This is a genomic window from Pseudomonas inefficax, assembly GCF_900277125.1.
Taxonomy (GTDB): Bacteria; Pseudomonadota; Gammaproteobacteria; order Pseudomonadales; family Pseudomonadaceae; genus Aquipseudomonas; species Aquipseudomonas inefficax.
Map to the genome: position 1 here is coordinate 22,195 of NZ_OPYN01000167.1, position 15,010 is coordinate 37,204.

The 15,010-nt window shown below is 61.4% G+C and carries 24 protein-coding genes; 3 read left to right on the top strand and 21 right to left on the bottom strand.

The features are described 5' to 3' along the window. From JV551A3_RS20170 to JV551A3_RS20190, 5 genes are read right to left on the bottom strand one after another with little or no spacing between them, the layout of a single operon-like run. Complete coding sequence (locus tag JV551A3_RS20170; RefSeq protein ID WP_133973745.1) at window positions 1–393, bottom strand: hypothetical protein; 393 nt, start codon at window positions 391–393, stop codon at window positions 1–3. A gap of 3 nt (window positions 394–396) precedes the next feature. Next, on the bottom strand, window positions 397–774 hold the full coding sequence (locus JV551A3_RS20175; RefSeq protein ID WP_133973747.1) for a hypothetical protein: 378 nt from the start codon (window positions 772–774) through the stop codon (window positions 397–399). A 3-nt stretch (window positions 775–777) separates the two neighbouring features. Beyond that, window positions 778–1,215 (bottom strand): HeH/LEM domain-containing protein, encoded by a 438-nt coding sequence (locus JV551A3_RS20180; protein ID WP_133973749.1) that lies wholly within the window; start codon window positions 1,213–1,215, stop codon window positions 778–780. A 47-nt stretch (window positions 1,216–1,262) separates the two neighbouring features. Then, window positions 1,263–2,240 (bottom strand): major capsid protein, encoded by a 978-nt coding sequence (locus JV551A3_RS20185; RefSeq protein ID WP_133973751.1) that lies wholly within the window; start codon window positions 2,238–2,240, stop codon window positions 1,263–1,265. Between the two features lie 3 nt (window positions 2,241–2,243). After that, a complete protein-coding gene (locus tag JV551A3_RS20190) occupies window positions 2,244–3,017 on the bottom strand; it encodes a hypothetical protein (protein ID WP_133973753.1) in 774 nt (257 codons plus the stop codon). A gap of 107 nt (window positions 3,018–3,124) precedes the next feature. Between JV551A3_RS20190 and JV551A3_RS20195 the strand changes: the two genes are divergently transcribed. Beyond that, window positions 3,125–3,664 carry a hypothetical protein gene (locus tag JV551A3_RS20195; protein WP_133973755.1) on the top strand — a complete coding sequence of 180 codons (540 nt, stop codon included), beginning with the start codon at window positions 3,125–3,127 and terminating at the stop codon, window positions 3,662–3,664. Here JV551A3_RS20195 and JV551A3_RS20200 read toward each other — a convergent pair. From JV551A3_RS20200 to JV551A3_RS20220, 5 genes are read right to left on the bottom strand one after another with little or no spacing between them, the layout of a single operon-like run. Next, window positions 3,661–4,752 (bottom strand): minor capsid protein, encoded by a 1,092-nt coding sequence (locus tag JV551A3_RS20200; RefSeq protein ID WP_133973757.1) that lies wholly within the window; start codon window positions 4,750–4,752, stop codon window positions 3,661–3,663. The two genes, JV551A3_RS20195 and JV551A3_RS20200, sit on opposite strands and share 4 nt — an antisense overlap. Next, a complete protein-coding gene (locus JV551A3_RS20205; RefSeq protein WP_133973759.1) occupies window positions 4,679–6,130 on the bottom strand; it encodes a DUF4055 domain-containing protein in 1,452 nt (483 codons plus the stop codon). Before JV551A3_RS20205 ends, JV551A3_RS20200 begins: the two co-directional genes overlap by 74 nt. Then, window positions 6,130–7,458: a phage terminase large subunit family protein gene (locus JV551A3_RS20210; protein ID WP_133973761.1), complete on the bottom strand. Its 1,329-nt coding sequence runs from the start codon at window positions 7,456–7,458 to the stop codon at window positions 6,130–6,132. The genes JV551A3_RS20205 and JV551A3_RS20210 overlap by 1 nt, the downstream gene beginning before the upstream one ends. Then, on the bottom strand, window positions 7,433–7,909 hold the full coding sequence (locus tag JV551A3_RS20215; RefSeq protein ID WP_133973763.1) for a DUF2280 domain-containing protein: 477 nt from the start codon (window positions 7,907–7,909) through the stop codon (window positions 7,433–7,435). Before JV551A3_RS20215 ends, JV551A3_RS20210 begins: the two co-directional genes overlap by 26 nt. Before the next feature lie 31 nt (window positions 7,910–7,940). Next, window positions 7,941–8,549: a putative metallopeptidase gene (locus JV551A3_RS20220; protein ID WP_235874617.1), complete on the bottom strand. Its 609-nt coding sequence runs from the start codon at window positions 8,547–8,549 to the stop codon at window positions 7,941–7,943. Between the two features lie 87 nt (window positions 8,550–8,636). On the opposite strand from JV551A3_RS20220, the gene JV551A3_RS20225 reads away from it, so the two are divergent. After that, window positions 8,637–8,879 carry a helix-hairpin-helix domain-containing protein gene (locus JV551A3_RS20225; RefSeq protein ID WP_133973864.1) on the top strand — a complete coding sequence of 81 codons (243 nt, stop codon included), beginning with the start codon at window positions 8,637–8,639 and terminating at the stop codon, window positions 8,877–8,879. Window positions 8,880–8,886: 7 nt separating this feature from the next. Here the strand turns inward: JV551A3_RS20225 and JV551A3_RS20230 are convergent, their stop codons facing one another. Genes JV551A3_RS20230 through JV551A3_RS20240 form a run of 3 tightly spaced genes read right to left on the bottom strand, consistent with a single transcriptional unit; the run spans window position 8,887 to window position 9,706 of the window. Next, window positions 8,887–9,078 carry a hypothetical protein gene (locus tag JV551A3_RS20230; RefSeq protein WP_133973765.1) on the bottom strand — a complete coding sequence of 64 codons (192 nt, stop codon included), beginning with the start codon at window positions 9,076–9,078 and terminating at the stop codon, window positions 8,887–8,889. 47 nt (window positions 9,079–9,125) lie between these two features. After that, the gene (locus tag JV551A3_RS20235) at window positions 9,126–9,395 is read right to left on the bottom strand and encodes a hypothetical protein (RefSeq protein WP_054572370.1); all 270 of its coding nucleotides are present in this window, start codon (window positions 9,393–9,395) and stop codon (window positions 9,126–9,128) included. Further along, complete coding sequence (locus JV551A3_RS20240) at window positions 9,395–9,706, bottom strand: hypothetical protein (protein ID WP_064314657.1); 312 nt, start codon at window positions 9,704–9,706, stop codon at window positions 9,395–9,397. Before JV551A3_RS20240 ends, JV551A3_RS20235 begins: the two co-directional genes overlap by 1 nt. 123 nt (window positions 9,707–9,829) lie before the next feature. On the opposite strand from JV551A3_RS20240, the gene JV551A3_RS20245 reads away from it, so the two are divergent. After that, window positions 9,830–10,276, top strand: coding sequence for a hypothetical protein (locus JV551A3_RS20245; protein WP_133973767.1), 447 nt, complete (start codon window positions 9,830–9,832; stop codon window positions 10,274–10,276). A 116-nt stretch (window positions 10,277–10,392) separates the two neighbouring features. Here JV551A3_RS20245 and JV551A3_RS20250 read toward each other — a convergent pair whose 3' ends face one another. The 8 genes from JV551A3_RS20250 to JV551A3_RS20280 form a co-directional block, all read right to left on the bottom strand. Continuing rightward, window positions 10,393–10,983 carry a hypothetical protein gene (locus JV551A3_RS20250; protein ID WP_133973769.1) on the bottom strand — a complete coding sequence of 197 codons (591 nt, stop codon included), beginning with the start codon at window positions 10,981–10,983 and terminating at the stop codon, window positions 10,393–10,395. Then, window positions 10,974–11,105, bottom strand: a complete 132-nt coding sequence (locus JV551A3_RS31205) for a hypothetical protein (RefSeq protein ID WP_256660806.1) — start codon at window positions 11,103–11,105, stop codon at window positions 10,974–10,976. The genes JV551A3_RS20250 and JV551A3_RS31205 overlap by 10 nt, the downstream gene beginning before the upstream one ends. Beyond that, the gene (locus JV551A3_RS20255; protein ID WP_133973771.1) at window positions 11,102–11,707 is read right to left on the bottom strand and encodes a recombination protein NinG; all 606 of its coding nucleotides are present in this window, start codon (window positions 11,705–11,707) and stop codon (window positions 11,102–11,104) included. The genes JV551A3_RS31205 and JV551A3_RS20255 overlap by 4 nt, the downstream gene beginning before the upstream one ends. Then, window positions 11,704–12,174: a NinB/YbcN family protein gene (locus tag JV551A3_RS20260; protein ID WP_133973773.1), complete on the bottom strand. Its 471-nt coding sequence runs from the start codon at window positions 12,172–12,174 to the stop codon at window positions 11,704–11,706. The genes JV551A3_RS20255 and JV551A3_RS20260 overlap by 4 nt, the downstream gene beginning before the upstream one ends. Window positions 12,175–12,378: 204 nt before the next feature. Further along, window positions 12,379–13,185, bottom strand: coding sequence for a hypothetical protein (locus JV551A3_RS20265; RefSeq protein ID WP_133973776.1), 807 nt, complete (start codon window positions 13,183–13,185; stop codon window positions 12,379–12,381). Then, window positions 13,172–14,077, bottom strand: coding sequence for a helix-turn-helix domain-containing protein (locus JV551A3_RS20270; RefSeq protein WP_133973778.1), 906 nt, complete (start codon window positions 14,075–14,077; stop codon window positions 13,172–13,174). Before JV551A3_RS20270 ends, JV551A3_RS20265 begins: the two co-directional genes overlap by 14 nt. Beyond that, a complete protein-coding gene (locus tag JV551A3_RS20275) occupies window positions 14,074–14,253 on the bottom strand; it encodes a hypothetical protein (protein WP_133973780.1) in 180 nt (59 codons plus the stop codon). The genes JV551A3_RS20270 and JV551A3_RS20275 overlap by 4 nt, the downstream gene beginning before the upstream one ends. Continuing rightward, on the bottom strand, window positions 14,250–14,981 hold the full coding sequence (locus JV551A3_RS20280; protein WP_133973866.1) for a Rha family transcriptional regulator: 732 nt from the start codon (window positions 14,979–14,981) through the stop codon (window positions 14,250–14,252). Before JV551A3_RS20280 ends, JV551A3_RS20275 begins: the two co-directional genes overlap by 4 nt. Window positions 14,982–15,010: the final 29 nt, after the last annotated feature.

Here is a 15,010-nt window from a genome sequence, read left to right on the forward strand (position 1 = left end):
TCACTTCCTCAGCTGAATGGTCCAGGTCGCCTGGGCCGGGTCCTCGTAAACGTTGAGCACGCGATACCCACTCACCTGGTCACCTATCTTGGGGGCAGCTGGAACATCGGTAGCGGCACCGGCCTGCCCCTCGAAAATCTCGTTTTGGAGCACCAGCAGCTTCACATCCTCGGTTTGGATGCGGGTCCCGTCGATCTCCTTGGCCAGATAGCTCCCGAACACACCGCGGCCGACGTAGTAGATGGTCGAGGCCGGCACCGTACCGCCGATATCAGGGTCGTAACCACCCTTCACTGTGCGAGACCCAGCCACAGGCTTCACCGTGTCGGCTAGGCCATCAGGATCATCGAAGGCTTCCGCCAGGTCGGCCTGAATTTCATCGCGCATGCCCATGGGTTAGATCCTCTTGAGCATCACGGTGCCAGTGCGCCGTATCCACGGGGCGATGAGGTCCAGGGCGAAATTTTCGCCAGTAGAGCGATCGACGGAGCCCGCGACATAGGTTTTGCTGGTCGAAGTGCCAGCCTGGGCCGATACCGTCTTGCTCTGCACCTCGCGCTGGGTGTCCTTGTAGAGCTTGCCGGCCGCAGCCAGCTTGGCCACCTGCGCGCCGGCAGTCACGATGGCATCCGGCACCGGGTCTGGCACCGGTCGCTTGATCTTGGCCGTGAGCCAGGCATTGGCCATGGCAACGGCGAGGACCGCATCACCATCGCCTGCCCAGCCCTGCCCGAGCGCCTGGTCAACATCAGCGACGGTGATGAAGTCGGTCATGGCTTATTCCTTCGACGGGATGAGGGCCTGCAGATCTGGCTTGTTGAGGGTGGGGTCGAAGGTGATCCCCAGGGCAGTCAGCCAGGCCTTCAGCTGAGGGACCTTCATCTTGTGAGGGTCGGTCTCGTCGTCGCCGCCCTCGTCCTCGAGCGCTTTGTCGATCTCCGCCTGACTACTGACCGAGGCATAGCCGTTCGGCGGGTAAGCCGACGCCTTGTAGCCCTCCGCCATCCATTGAGCGACGGTGGGGCCGTCCAAGCGCAGCCCTTCTTCGATCTCGCTGACGCTGATGCCCTGGCGCTGGTACGCCTCGCCGATGTGCGGAGCATCGCCCTGAACGGACACCGAGGTAGCGCCATCGATCACGCCAAAGAACTGGTCCAGGCGGCGGTAACAGGTGCCACGCTCGGTGCCCGGGGTGTTGGTGTAGATGACTTTCATGCTGATCTCCTGCGCAGGGCGCCAGGCCGGCGCCCCGCATCATGGGGTCAAGGGGTGGCGGTGCCGCTGATGACCGCGGCGAACGGAACCTGCTTGCGGTCGAAGACGCGCTTCCAGTTCGCTGCTGCGGCGTACTGGACCGCGGTCGGGCTGAGGTTGCGGTTCTCGCTGCCCTGCCAGCTGAAGCCGGCCGGTTGTAGGATGAAGGTCTTGCGCTCCCACAGAACCTCGGCGCCGCCACCGTTGCCGCCGCCTGGTTTGCGCTCCAGCTCGACGGGCTTGGTCGGATCGCCTTCGCCGTAGCCGAAAGCACCCTGGCCGAAGAACAGCGACAGGTACTGGCCCGGCGCGTAAGTCAGGGCGTCGTCCATGAATACCGGTTTGCCCAGGTAGGTCGCCAGGATGATCTTGCCCTGCGAGTCGCGCAGATACTCGATCATGTCCTGCTTCACCATCTGGTTCATGACGACCGAGTGCACGCCGATGGCGGCGAACATGTCGGCGGCGTCGCCGGCGGTGAAAGCGGCATCCTGGAAGGCATTAGCGCTGATCGAGGCGCCCGAGTCCTTGACCATGTCGCCACCGTTCTGGGCGATGTTGGCCGCGATGATGCCGCGGCCGGCGCCCATCAAATAGCGCTGCCACTGGCGGGTCCAGTAAGTGCCGAAGCGGTTGCGGATGTGCTGCATCGGCTCGGAGTTGGCCAGCTCGGCAGCCAGGTCGGAGACGCCGTAGCCTTTGTTGAGGTACAGGGTCCGGGCACGCATGCTGCCCTGCTCGGCCTTGCCAAGCTCGCCCTGGTCGTCAGGGTCATCGTTGGAAATGTTCGGCGCTTCTTCGGCGTCGAGATCCTGCCAGTAGCTGATCTCGGAAGTGCCCTGGCCGTTCTTGGCAATGTCGTCCAGGGTGGCAGAGCGGGTGATGATGCCCGATTCGAAGACGGCGGTCTTCTCGGGGGAGTTCACCGGCTCCAAGGTGCCGTAGTAGTCGGAAACGAAGATGTCCGACAGTTGGGTAGATGCCATGGGTTAGGTCCCTCGGGTGGCTTGGAGTTTTTTGAATGCGTCGGGGTTGTCACGAGCCATCGCAGCGCGCTCGGTCTCGGTGTACTCGCCCCATTTCTTCGTGGCCTTGCCACCGTTGTCGCCGGTCTGCCCGGCACCCTGAGCCCTTGGCCACAGGTGGGTAGCGGTCTCGCGCAGCGATTCCGCCCATTCGAGGGGAGACAGCGGGGTCTTGCCGTCCTTCCCGTACACGACTTCGCCGGCACGGTCGGTTGCGACAGGCTCGCCGTCTTCGCTCAGCTTGAAGGTGCCGCGGGCGCGAAGGATGATGTCCTCGGCAGCCTCGGGCAGCGCACCGGCCTTGATGGCGGCAGCGCGGATGGAATCAGCCAGCACCTTGTCGCTGTACTTGGCGGCGAAGGCTTCGGCCTTGTCCGCACGCTCGTTGGCTGCCTTGACCTGCTTGTCCAGGTCGGTGCGCAGGCGCTCGGTGCGGCGGCTGATGACCTCGTCCAGCTTGCCCTCGGCGATCAGCTTGGTCTCTTCATCTTGGCCGGCCTTTGCCAGCAGGCCCTTGACCGCTTCGATATCCAGACCGTCGAACTGGCCTTTCAGCTTGTCCAGTTCAGCCTTGATGGTCTTGTTGGAGCCGATCAGCTCAGTGTTTTTGGACTTGAGTCCAGAAACCTCCCTGTCCACATATTCCTGCACCTTGCCGCCCAGCGCCTCCTTGAGGGCTGCGGCTTGAGCATCGTCGAGGGTGAGGCCGTGGGCGGCCGGATCGAAGTCGAAAGGCATGTAATTATCCCCTTGGGATTAGTTGACCCGCTTAGCGAGATGGGAAAAATGGTGCTCCTCCCTCAAACCGGGGGAAGCAAGCTTTGGATTGAGAAGGAACGAGACAAATGCGTCGGAGACTTAGAACCCGCCTACCCGAACCTGAAAAACACAAAAGCCGCGCGGGCGAAGCAATCTTTGCTGCTGTTCTCGCGGCATTCGTGGCTTTGGTCGGCACGGGCCTAACCTGGTACTCAAGTGATAGATCGCTCAGGCAGGCGTTGATCCAGTCGTGCGTAAAACGCATTGACGAGCAGGAGGCCAAACTTCGCGAAAAAGCAGGGAGGTTCCTTGCTCGCAAGGCGGAGTGGTACAGCAAGACTATTAATCCAGAGATGAATTACGATGAGTACTATCGAGCAGGCGAACAAGCTATCGCCGCCGCGCAAGATCTGTCAGTGAACGCCCCATTGCGTCTTGGGCTCGCTGCAGTGATGGCAGCTGATTCGATTCGCATGGTCATGTCAGCCAAATCAGAGGAGGAACGGCTGGCAGTGAACAATGAGATAAGCAAAGAGGCTTATGACTGGCCAAGCTTTTTCTTTAGAGAAATCGATAACTACCGGCTGGATCGCATCAAGTGCCAGACAGATCCCGATGAGTACTAGAGTCCTGCCTCGGAGAAGGCTAAGGGCTCTACCGCCTTCAGTTGATCCAACGTCAAAGGCTTGAAGTTCTTATCCAACTGCAACGTGGCAAAGCGCTCAGCAGTCAGGCCGCCATCACGGAACAGCTTGCCGCGCACCGGTCCCAGCGCGGCGTCCTGGAACGCCGCTGGCTGCGTTTTGAGCCACTGGTAGTAGCTGAGGCTTGCCGAGACCTGCCCGCCGCCATCCGCGCCCACTGCTGCCCTTGTGGCACCCTCCCCGAACAGCGCCGACAACCTGGTAATCGGCGTGATGGTGGTTCGGCAGTGGATGTGAAACGGCGGCACAGGCCCCTTGCCTATCTCGTACTCGCGGCCATCCAGGCTCCGGCACTGCACGCTGGTCTTCCGGTCCAGAGTGGCGACGATGCGATAGCCCGGCACCACCTCGGCGTTCGCCTTGAGGGTTTCCATACGCGCCGTGGTGGCGACATGCTGGACTGCGGTCTGGACGACCGCCCGGGCGCTCCGGTTCGTGACTGCCAGCACGCCGTCCGTGAAGTTCTGCGCTGCGGTGCCCCGCACGGCCTGGGTGATTTCGGCGTTGCTCTGGCCTTGCACGACCCCCATCCGGATGGCATTGGTTACCCTGTCCGCTTCAGTACGTGTCCACCCACTCAGGAAGGGCTTGAGCAGCTTGCCGCCATCCACACCGGCCACCTGCAGGGGCTGCGTGTTGATCGCTGCCCGGATCAGGGAGTCCGCTGGCATGACCGCATCGATCAGCAGAGCCTTGGCCAGGCTGCGCCCCTCGAATGCAGCCTCGTACTGCGCAATATCCACCAGGTCGGACTGCATCCGGTCGCTGAAGGCCTTGTAGATTTCCAGCAACTCGCCGCCCACCCGGCCAAGAAACTCCTCAAGCCGGCTGCGGCTGTAGGTGGTCAGTTCCTTGCGGGTGAGTTGGTCGCGGACATGGGCGTCAGCGCGACGCAGATAGGTCTCAAACTTCTTAACCTCGCCAGCCTTGAGCCGCTCAAGCAGCACCGAGTGGCGGCTGACCTGCTCCAGCAGCTTCTCGTCCGCTGTTTGCTGCGGTTTCGTCGCCATCTTCTTTATCCAAGTTCACGCCGCCAGTGCCGTGATCGTCGCCGATCAGTTCGGCCTCTTCGTCGTAGGGGTGCTCGGGAAGCTTTCCAGTGGTCAGATACTGCCAGTAGGTCTCGGCGCTGATGGTGCCGGCCATGACGCTCTTCTGCAGCTCGGCCAATACTTGGGCATCTACTACCGGCATCACAAACTCCGGCTTGACCTTGAACGCGACTTCGTCCGGGTTGTAGCCCGTCCACTCAGCTGCGTATCGCAGGGCCTGCTCGATGCCGGCCGCGGCGGTAATGACAATACTATGTAGCGTGGCGTGCTGGTCATTCTGGCGTGTCTTGCGGGCCTCGCCCGACTCCGTACCGGAAACGTCCATGACCTTGGCGCCAGCCTCAAGGGCCGCGTTCTTCTGGTCTTCCATCGCGGTGCGGACGGCCTGGATGCCGGCACCCTGGAACTCGAGGTAGCCGCACGATCCGCTTGGGCCAAGGTCCCAGGCCGCCGATGGGCCGGTGACGCTGAGTTCCACGCTCTCGTCCAGACCAGATACCCACGGCTGCGGGTGACTGGTCTGGTGCAGCGCGGTGAAGTAGTCAGCACTCAGCTGGTACGACTTCAGCGCGGCCCGGGCCATGGTCAGCAGAGGGATTTCGTCCACATCGGGCGAGTTGTCGGTGGAGCCGCAGTAGATGACGGGGATGTAGCCCAGGCCGCGCACCAGGTTGTTGCTGCCGTCGACGGTGCCCAGAGGGCGGTCGTCCTCAATCAGCTCGCCGGCCTCGTTACGCACACCGGTGCGACAGACTGAGCCATCTATGTAGAACTCGCGGTAGACCGTCTCGTATTCGTGGCTGTAGCGATCCTGCTCCTTGCGCCTGAACTCGCGGAACACCGACAGCACCAGGTCCTGGCGACCACCTTGGTCGGCGGTGTCCCAGTTGATGGCGTTGCGAACCGCATAAGTGGCGAAGTATGGCTGGCCCGCGTCATCAATGTTGACCACCAGCGGCACCCGGCCGTGGGAAATAGCCTGGCGCACGATCCGCAGGAACAGCTGGCTAAGGCCGAAGCCATCGGCCGTAGCGTTGTCCTCCAGCCTCTTCAGGCCCGCAGGCAGCTTCACCTCGGGTATCAATCGCGAGACCAGGCCCATCATTGAGCGCAGCGAATCCCGCACCCAGTGTTCGTATTGGGCCCGGGCGGTGTAGTTCTGGTACAGGTAGGCATTGCCGGCGCCATCCAACTTCTCGGCCTCGGTCATGCCGCTGGGCTTTGGCAGGTTGCGCGGACTGCGCTTGATAGCGCCCTCGCCCTCCAGGGCGTCATCCATCATCCGCCACTCTTCGATGTGAGCGTCGTAGTCTGGGTTGGTGGATTGAACAGGCATTACGCCAAACCTCCGATGCGGCGGGTGCCGGCGGACTGAGTCTTGATCGGGAACCGCTTGGCGATGAAGTATCCGGCGGCGTCGTTCATGTGGTCGTGCCCTTTCTTGGGGTCCTTGTCCGGTTCACCCTTATCGGTGTAGGTCTGCCGCTCCAAGCACTGGGTAAGCTGCGGGCATTGGTCGATGTTGACCTTCAGGCGCCGCTCACCGTAGGTGTTGAGGAACATGGCGTTGACCGCGTTGATGCGATCCTTCACGCCGGGGTTCTGTGAGTCGACCACCACGGTGAAGCCGGCCTTCTTGAGCAGGGACAGGTCCGATTCGCTAGCGTTCTTGCTACTGGTGTTCTGGCCACTAGCGTCTGGGTACACGGAGACGCTGTGGCCAGAGAAGCGAACCTTGATCTTCTCGATCATCTCGGGCGTATCCCGCACCGAGTGGAACTCATCCAGCGCCAGCGGCAGGCCGTCCCGGACCACGTACACGACCGCGGCCATCTTCATGACGTTGAAGTCCATGCCGATGTGCACGGCCTCGCCCGGCCTGATGCGCTCACTGGTGCGACACTCGGCCCGGTCGAAGGTGTAGTACACGACTCCGGCGTAGTTCTCGAAGCCGGCCTCGTATTCCTGACGGAACGTGCGCGGGTCCATCTTGCGGCGGGCAGCGTCCAGTTCATCGGCCGGGACGTTGCCGCCCTGCAGCGAGGTGTACTGCCAGCTCTTGTGATCCGGCTCGCCGCCCGGCTGTCCGTCGCGGTAGGTGTCGTAGCAGTGGTTGAAGCCCTTCGGGGTCCCGATCCGCAGCGCGTGCCCGCCCTTTCTCGACTCGCCGGTCTGAGGAATCGTGTACTGGCAAGTCGAGAGCATTGGCCTGAGCACTTCTTCCCAGGCTGCCCACGGGCAGTCCGCCCATTCGTCCACCAGGACGAAGAACAGGCCGGAGCCCCGCAAGTTGTCGTAATTGTCCAGGCCGACCACACGCATGATGTGGCCGGACTTCAGGGTGATCGAGCACTCGGTCTCGTTCGGTCGAGCTGCGCGCCAGGCTTCTGGGATGGCCTGCTTCAGGCGGCGCCAGAAGACCCGCTTGGCCTGCTTGAACGTCGGCGCGCCATACCAGATCTCGTCCTCGACGCTCACGCCCCACTCCGCAGCCAATCGGGCCGCGCGGCGCATCTCTGCCTTGCCGAGGAAGGTCTTGCCGAATCGACGCCCGCACACCGCATCACGGAAGCGTGCCTCAGGCTGAAAGCCCCAAACGTAGATGTTCGCCTGCTTCGGCGTCAGCTTCACCGGCGGGTCATAGGTACGGGGTAGTCGGGACACCTTCGTCTGGCTCCAGCTTGTACTCAGCAACTGCGTGCTGCTGGTCCGCCTGGGAGCCCAGGGGCTTGTCGGGTTCGATCTTGCGGTTGACGTACATATCGCCGCATTCCTTGGCCGCCTGCTCGTACAGTTGGGCCGTCAGGGTCAGGTTCCGCATCCCTTCGGCTTTGTCAGCCATCCGATTGAGGCCGCGCAAACGGTAGGCCTTGTTGGCGATGGGAATCTCAGTAATGTCTTCGCGGAAACGCTTGCGAGTGTCTTCGAACAGCTGCTTCCACTTGGCGGCCAACCCCTTCCCAGAGACCTTCGTGGGGTCGTGCGACTCGATCTGCTGCCGGGTGATGGTCAAGCCGAATTCCTTTTGGACCGACTCGGCCACCTGGGAAGGCGTATCGAAGCAGGCCAAGGCCTGAATTACGAAAACCTTCACCTCACTTGATAGGGCTGCCATAGGCGTTCATCCGTCCAAACCTGTCCAAAAATCAGGCCGACTTCAGTAGACAGGTTCCGCAGGCCCTCGAAATGTTGATCTTGGCCACCTCTGGCGGCCGGCTTGCAGCATCGATCAGCTGCTGTACGTCGTCGCTGGCACCGTAGCGCCTCACCACCCCGACGAACTCTTCGACGTCGTGGCCACGCAGGTAGAGCTTGGGCATCCCGTCCTGGGTGAACTTGGGTGCGCCGAACTCATCGGTCGTCTGGGCGATGTGGTACAGCTCGTGCTCGACCAGGGCGCAGAACTCAGCATCGGTGCACTGGGAGCAGTAGTCGGCGGCCAGGGTGATGAGGTAGTCCGGCTCCTCGCCGAACCACTCCCGCATCTGCTGCTCTTGCCGGGCCTTCTGCCATCCGCCAGCGCGGAACATCAGCTGCTCGGCCTGGCCAAGGACGACCCGCCCTTGCTTGGCGAACCCGCTGGACGCCCATAGCACGCCAATGTTGGCGTCCATCAGGTGAGCATGGTCTGGGTTATGGATGCTACCGGTGTCTGCAAGGATCTCGCTCTGCACCCAATCCCACACACCGGTAGCCGGGCGTAGTGTGAGCCACATGGATTCGATCAGGTCTGCCGGCGGAAGTGGTCTAGCCAAAGTGCTTAGCCTCCAGCCGCTTGTGGCACCGACTATCAACATGAGGCAATCTTGCAGAGCACCATTGATCAGATAGGGATTTCACTGATGCCATTTCCACCGAAGGAACGTGCTGCACTATTGGAACTCAAGGGCGTAGGCCCGACGGTCATCGTCAGACTTGAGCAGATGGGTATCGAATCATTAGCCGAACTGGGCAGAGCCGATGTTACCGACATCTTGGCGCGAGCATCTGCCGCATTGGGATCTACGTGCTGGAGAAATAGCCCTCAAGCAAGAGCAGCTATTACTGCCGCCGTCGATTTTGCGAAAGGTGCACGAAGCCAATAGCAGATCCTCACGTGATCACCATCCTGTGCGTCTCGGCATGAGCGTGGCCGTGCAGGATGGCAGCGAGCAACCCCTGAGGAAGCCCGGCTTCCTTGGCCGCAACAATCGCTTTCACCAGAGCGGCATCGAACTCGGCCACCGCATGGACGATATCCATGCTGACAGGAAGCTCATGGCGAATTCGCGTGACGTTGCTCATGGAGTCCTCTCGCGCCACGAAACGGCGCATATCGAATTTGTGGAGTCCTACCCCGGCTGGAACACATGGCCGCGCCGGGCTACCGCATACAGGACGATCCCCAGCTTGAGGATTACGCCGTACAGGGTGGGCACGTGGCCGTTCATGGCCAGGACGAACGCACCGAATGCCCCAATGGCCACCAGGTAGAACGCGACGGCCAGCAGTGGCGCATCCATTGGCCTGATCCGGCGCAGGTAGTCGCACGCGGCGATCACCACCAGCACGCTCAGGAAGGCATTGGCGCCGATCAGGACTGAAATCAGGGTCGAGCTCATCAGGTAGCTCCCTTGGCTCCGAACTGACCCACGAGCGACTTCAGCACCGGGATGATGTTCATTGCCAGAAGGCCTATCAGAAAGGCCACGCCGTATTGGGTTTCTCCGCCGGCTTCAAGCTTGAAGAAACTTATTGCCAACGGGGTGCAGAAAACTGCCGAGGTAAACCCGGTGAAGAAGGCTGCGACCGCCTGGCCCCGGGTGAGGCCCCGCAGGAAGGTCAGCGAGAGGATCGCTCCTGCGAAGCCGCCAATGATCACGCCGTACTTCACCAGCAGGACGCCGGCAGTCGTGCTTGCTGGTTCGGCCATGAATGGTTCCTAGAAGAAAAGGCCCGGGGGTGAGGCCCTATTTAGGGACCGGGCAAGTGCGATGAGAGTAAAACCATGGCTGCGTGCTATCGTGATTCGCACATTTAGACGACGAGCTGAGCAATGGAAAAATCAAATATTGAGCGCTTTGACGAGATCACCGCCCTTATCCTCTCAACGCTTTACTCGAAGTTTCCTGAGCCTGTCTTTTTGTGTCCAAAAGCACTTGGGCTGAGCAATGAGGAGCCAACAAGAGATGAAACTGGTGGCGTGATCTACACATCAGGCTGGAGGGAATTGAGCAATTTTATTGATCACTCAGCCTACTGGCTCGCTGAAGAGGGTTACCTGTCTCAGCGAGCCGGCCGCATCAGTTCGCGGTATACCCTTTCTGCAGCTGGGCTTAAATCGATGAAGCATGTAGATCAGCCAGAGATTGGCAGTGACACGCTGGGCGAAAAATTGCGAAAGGCGTCGTCCGAAGGGGCTAAAGCGACGACCTCGAAGCTCGTTGACCAGTTCCTGGCTGTAGGTGCGTCGCTGATCACCAAATCTATGGGGATCGAATAGCGCACGCCAAATAGGAAACCCGGCGCAATGGCCGGGTTTTTGGTGGTATTTGCCAAAGGCAAAACTCTAACAATGGGCAAATACTGCCACTACGCGTGCGGGAACGCAATAGGCCCTCATGCGGCCTCTTTCATTTTGTAGATTGCGGCCGCCACCGGCGACAGCGCACGCTTGTCGATGTCCTCGCAAACCTCGAAGCAGATCTGCACGAATGGCTCCCAGTCCCTGGCCCAGGCGCATGAGGGAAGCGTCACGCCGTACACATCGTCGATCCAGCGCTTGAACCACTCCGGGCTTTCAAACGGGTCCTGCGCCGATGACTGCCCGCCCTGGTGCATGCGGCGGTAACGGAACATCACGCCCTTGGCTACGTACTCACAGCGCTCGCGCTTGGCCGCGGTCATACGGCCCGACCTGGCCATTGCCAGCGAGAACACGCACTCCTCGGCCACCTCGCGCTCGTTGTCGCCGCTCTGCGGGGCATACATGAAGTTGCCGAAGGCGCGCAGACTGCCGGGCAGCTTGAAGATGGCCGCCTGCACACCACCGGCCAGGGCCTGGTGCACAGCATGGCTCGCCTTCCGCTGCTTCTCCGTGGTCTGGACCATGGTGCCCAAAAGGCCCAGCTGTTCGATGAATGCGCCTTGGCTATCCCAGGCCGTGTAGAGGCAGTCATGCCACGCTTGGCGCGCGCTGTTCAGTTGCATGGGCCGCCCTCCTCACGCTTGCGCTTGGCCTTGATGGCTGCCGCACGTGCGAGCGCGTAGCCGCCGAAGATGACCATGGCCAGGATCAGCAGCTGGCCGCTGTCGGTTGGTGTCAAGTTCATGCTGCTGCCCTCCGGAGGTCTTTGAGTTTTTGCCTGTACAGCGCCTTGATGGCCTGCAGGTCTTCGATGGTCAGGCGCTGGGGCTTATGAGGCCCTTCGAGGAATTCCACAGCTTCGGCGCCAATGCGCTTCACCAAGCGGATGCGGTACTCGACCGCGTTGCCCGACAGGTTCCGGTTGCACTTCACGCACTGACGGTGGACGTTCAGCGGCTCGAAGCGCAGCTCCGGACAGGCTCCCACCGACCGGTAATGGCCGGCGTCCCAGCGGCTGCCGGTGATGAGGTCGTGGTCGCTCGGCAACGAGTCGCAGCTAATGCACGGCAGGCCGGCGTCGCGCTCACGGATGTAGGCGTTGAACGCGGTCTGCGCCTCGGCCATGTGTTCGCGGCGGGTCTTCAGCTTCTCCCGGCGCTCCTGCAGGTCCTGGCGGGCCTGCTTGGTAATGGCCTTGGCCGCGATCTTCTGCACCTTCGAGTCCTTGGACATGGCCAGCGCGCAGGCGATGCTGCACACCTTCTGCGTGGTCATGGTCGGCTTGAAGGGTTTGCCGCAACCTGGGGCCTTACACTTCTTCGGTTTGATCTCCTTGGCCAGTGTCATGCCGCCTCCTCGCTCAACAGGTCACTGAACACAACACCCTGTGGCGCGAACTCGGCCAAGATGCAGTCGGTGAACTGGCAGCCCTGGGCCCGGTCGAACAGCCGGGTCACCGGGAAGCCATCCGGCCCGAACATCGCGCACGGCCCCATTAGGCGAAGCTTCACCTCATACGGCAGGTGGATGAACGACTCGGCCCAGCCGGTGCGGAACTCATCGCAGCCGGCGCGCATGATCGGCACGCCGAAGTGCAGCTTGCAGTACCGGCGCACATCCTCGATGTCGCCCATCTCGGTGCTCTTGGCGATTCGGTCGTACATGGCGAACCACAGAGCGTTCTGATCCAGGGTGCGATCCTTGCCCGGACGCATGGTGACCACGACGAACTTCTTGTCGCGGAACATGCGGGTCAGCATGGTCACGGCCTCGGACAGCTTGGCCTTGCTGTTTACGCTGATTTTGTCAGCCATGAGCGCGGCCCTCTAGACGATCCATCGATTTGATGAGCGCGCGGTCATGCTCAACCAGGCCCCGGGCCTTCGAGTAGAGCGCGTGAGCGCGCAAGCCGGTGTGTGGGCTGCTGGAGTAAAAGTCCCAGCTCAGGTACCAGCCGCCGAGGAATAAAAGCGCGTTATCCACCTGACTGCGAATCAGGAGATCTCTTTTGAATAGGCTCACACCCCCTCCCCAGCCGGCTGCCCGGCGCGCTTGATGTTCAACTGAGCAATGGCGACGCGTGTTTGCCGTTTACGCAGATAGGTTTCGATGCGACGGCGCTGTTCTTCTTTGGCGCGCTGGCGGTCTTTCTTGGCCTTCGCCGCCTCGAGGATGCAGCGCACCTCGGCGAGCTTTTCGCGGGTCTTGGAACCAGCGTACGGGCGCACTTCACCAGTGAGCAGGCCGGCAATAGCTTGGCCGTCTTGGGTAATGGGTGCGATGCGCAGGTCGGCCAGGTACTTAGCACCGGTTTCGTGGGTGATGAGCTGAGCGCGGACTGCCGACTCAATCGCAGTGACGCGACGGCCCTGGTCGTAACCCAGCGAAACCTCCCACTTGGCCGGCTGGTCCTCGGCCCGCGCGAAGCTGACCAGGCGCTCGTAGGCGCTCATGAAGGCCATCCGGGCGCCGACCTTGTCGCCGGCTTCAAGGATTGGCTCGGACGCGATCATGGCCTGGCGGATTTCAGTGGTGAGCACGACCGTCTCATGCTCGTCACTTGCCGCCAGGGCGATCGACCACGCCTCATCCTTGCCCGGGCGAGTGTCAGCCGCGTGGATGTGCTTGAGGACCATACCGAGCGAAAGGCGCCCAGCTGGCTCTCTCCGGCACGCACGCAGTGCGCCAATGATCACGCCAGGCTCATAGGCCGAAAGATCCTCAGCGATCAACTCAGCGCCTCCCGCGCTAATCACCTGCCCCATTGCCTCGGCAGTTGCGCAGATGGCCACGGCCAGCTCGGCTTGTTGGTCAGAGGAAAGCATTGCGCTTACCCCTCTGACGATTGCGGATCGCGTCAGCCGCTTCCTGGGCCGCGTTCATGTTCGCCTGGGTCTGTTCCTGTTGGCGGGCAGTCGTGGCGTTCATCTGGCGGTTGGTCACCCACTGGGTGTGGTAGGCCTCAGCTTTGGCCAGCAGGTCGCCAAGGTTGTGGCAACCGTTGATCAAGCGCGCGTCGTTGATGGTCAGGAAGTACGCGGCTACATGGTGAGCGACATCGATGCCGAGACGGCTGATCAGTTGGCCAACCTGCCCGCCTGCTTTGGCGTTCCATACCGGCCATGCGTGGTAGCGCTTGCGGTAGGCCATGGCATAGTTCGCCCAAGCCTTGAACGTTTTGCAGGACTGTTCCTTCGGCCCTGGCATATCGGCCGGGATCTCGCAGCGCGGCTGCTGAGCCGTAAACGGAAGCACGATACCCTCCGCGACCACGGCTTCAGCCTGGGTCGCAACTGGTTCAGTGACTGGTTCCTTTACTGATTCAAAAGAGTGACTGGTTCTGGGTGCAGCTCCTGCACTACCCCCTAGTGAATCTGCTGCACTAGGGGGTGAACCTGCTGCACTACCTTGGTGAATTTCCTGCACTACCCCTAGTGAATCTGCTGCACCACTCAACGTCAGGTAGTAGACGTTCGAGGAGTTACCCTTAGGACCACCCTTGCGGATTTCTTTGCGCAACAGGCCGGCACCGCACAGGGTGCTGATGTGGTTCATGACCGAGCGCTTGCTGATTTCGCATTGATCGGCGATGTGCTGATACGACGGCCAGCATTCTCCCTGGTCGCTCGCGTTGTCGGCCAGTTTGATGAGCACCAGCTTGCGCAGCGGATTGCCGACCTTGGTCTTCATGGCCTTGACCATCAGTTCCATGCTCATGCTGAGATACCCAACTGCAAGACAAACCCGGCGACGATGACCCCACCCCACAGAGCAAGAGCCCGGAACACATCAAGGGCGCGTTCAGCCCTCTGGGCATGCCTCAAATACGCCATTTTTTCCTCGATCACACGGTCGAAGAGCTCTTCAATCTGATCGTATTGGTCGGGAGTCATGCCCCACCTCCAGAGACGACCAGGCTGGCCAGGTCGGCGAAGCGGTCGACGTACCAGTGCGGCTGGGTTTCGCGCGGGCATTGAGGGCTGGTCAGGTTCTTGCCATAGCGCAGCCCCTTGTCAGTGATGGCCCAGAACGTGACCGTCTCCTGCTTGGAGTTCTTGCGCTGCATGAGCTTGAGCACGCCGGCTTGCTGCAGGCCCTTGTTGAACGACGCGGGCGACATGCGGATACCGTTGTCCTTGAGCAAGGTGGTCAGGGCCTTGGTCGGCAACGAACTGCCACCAGTTGCGTCAGCCGGCGCATCCACTGCATAGCTGGGCAGGAACTTCGGATCGAGGCCGTTGTTCTCGGCGATCTTGGTCAGCATCTGCATCTGGCAAGACGCGGCCGGCTTCAGGAGGCGCGTGAAGCACTCCATGATGGCGATTTCGCCGATCACCTTGGTGCCGTTTGCCATCACGGCCTGGTGGGCTTCAGACTGGCCTTCCAGCTCTCGCCAGCGACGAATCACCTTCATGCGCAGTCCAGCGCTATACCCGGTCAGCAAGCAGTCGGTGTGCTCGCGGTCAAGCAAATACTCGACCTGCTCGCGGTTCTGCCCGTCCAAGTAGATGTGCTCAAAACTGAGTACATCTGCTTTCAGTTCGGCAAGCATGGCAACAATGTCACGCTTGACGTTGGCGTGACGCTTGCCAGTCAAGCTAGCGATCTCTCGCGACGACATCGTGCGCGCCACGAAATCGTGGTTCGCAT

Bases quoted from the DNA above. Each gene is read 5' to 3' on its own strand.
- JV551A3_RS20170 (WP_133973745.1), bottom strand. From the start codon at position 393: ATGGGCATGCGCGATGAAATTCAGGCCGACCTGGCGGAAGCCTTCGAT.
- JV551A3_RS20175 (WP_133973747.1), bottom strand. From the start codon at position 774: ATGACCGACTTCATCACCGTCGCTGATGTTGACCAGGCGCTCGGGCAG.
- JV551A3_RS20180 (WP_133973749.1), bottom strand. From the start codon at position 1,215: ATGAAAGTCATCTACACCAACACCCCGGGCACCGAGCGTGGCACCTGT.
- JV551A3_RS20185 (WP_133973751.1), bottom strand. From the start codon at position 2,240: ATGGCATCTACCCAACTGTCGGACATCTTCGTTTCCGACTACTACGGC.
- JV551A3_RS20190 (WP_133973753.1), bottom strand. From the start codon at position 3,017: ATGCCTTTCGACTTCGATCCGGCCGCCCACGGCCTCACCCTCGACGAT.
- JV551A3_RS20195 (WP_133973755.1), top strand. From the start codon at position 3,125: ATGCGTCGGAGACTTAGAACCCGCCTACCCGAACCTGAAAAACACAAA.
- JV551A3_RS20200 (WP_133973757.1), bottom strand. From the start codon at position 4,752: ATGGCGACGAAACCGCAGCAAACAGCGGACGAGAAGCTGCTGGAGCAG.
- JV551A3_RS20205 (WP_133973759.1), bottom strand. From the start codon at position 6,130: ATGCCTGTTCAATCCACCAACCCAGACTACGACGCTCACATCGAAGAG.
- JV551A3_RS20215 (WP_133973763.1), bottom strand. From the start codon at position 7,909: ATGGCAGCCCTATCAAGTGAGGTGAAGGTTTTCGTAATTCAGGCCTTG.
- JV551A3_RS20225 (WP_133973864.1), top strand. From the start codon at position 8,637: ATGCCATTTCCACCGAAGGAACGTGCTGCACTATTGGAACTCAAGGGC.
- JV551A3_RS20230 (WP_133973765.1), bottom strand. From the start codon at position 9,078: ATGAGCAACGTCACGCGAATTCGCCATGAGCTTCCTGTCAGCATGGAT.
- JV551A3_RS20235 (WP_054572370.1), bottom strand. From the start codon at position 9,395: ATGAGCTCGACCCTGATTTCAGTCCTGATCGGCGCCAATGCCTTCCTG.
- JV551A3_RS20240 (WP_064314657.1), bottom strand. From the start codon at position 9,706: ATGGCCGAACCAGCAAGCACGACTGCCGGCGTCCTGCTGGTGAAGTAC.
- JV551A3_RS20245 (WP_133973767.1), top strand. From the start codon at position 9,830: ATGGAAAAATCAAATATTGAGCGCTTTGACGAGATCACCGCCCTTATC.
- JV551A3_RS20250 (WP_133973769.1), bottom strand. From the start codon at position 10,983: ATGCAACTGAACAGCGCGCGCCAAGCGTGGCATGACTGCCTCTACACG.
- JV551A3_RS31205 (WP_256660806.1), bottom strand. From the start codon at position 11,105: ATGAACTTGACACCAACCGACAGCGGCCAGCTGCTGATCCTGGCCATG.
- JV551A3_RS20255 (WP_133973771.1), bottom strand. From the start codon at position 11,707: ATGACACTGGCCAAGGAGATCAAACCGAAGAAGTGTAAGGCCCCAGGT.
- JV551A3_RS20260 (WP_133973773.1), bottom strand. From the start codon at position 12,174: ATGGCTGACAAAATCAGCGTAAACAGCAAGGCCAAGCTGTCCGAGGCC.
- JV551A3_RS20265 (WP_133973776.1), bottom strand. From the start codon at position 13,185: ATGCTTTCCTCTGACCAACAAGCCGAGCTGGCCGTGGCCATCTGCGCA.
- JV551A3_RS20270 (WP_133973778.1), bottom strand. From the start codon at position 14,077: ATGAGCATGGAACTGATGGTCAAGGCCATGAAGACCAAGGTCGGCAAT.
- JV551A3_RS20275 (WP_133973780.1), bottom strand. From the start codon at position 14,253: ATGACTCCCGACCAATACGATCAGATTGAAGAGCTCTTCGACCGTGTG.
- JV551A3_RS20280 (WP_133973866.1), bottom strand. From the start codon at position 14,981: ATGTCGTCGCGAGAGATCGCTAGCTTGACTGGCAAGCGTCACGCCAAC.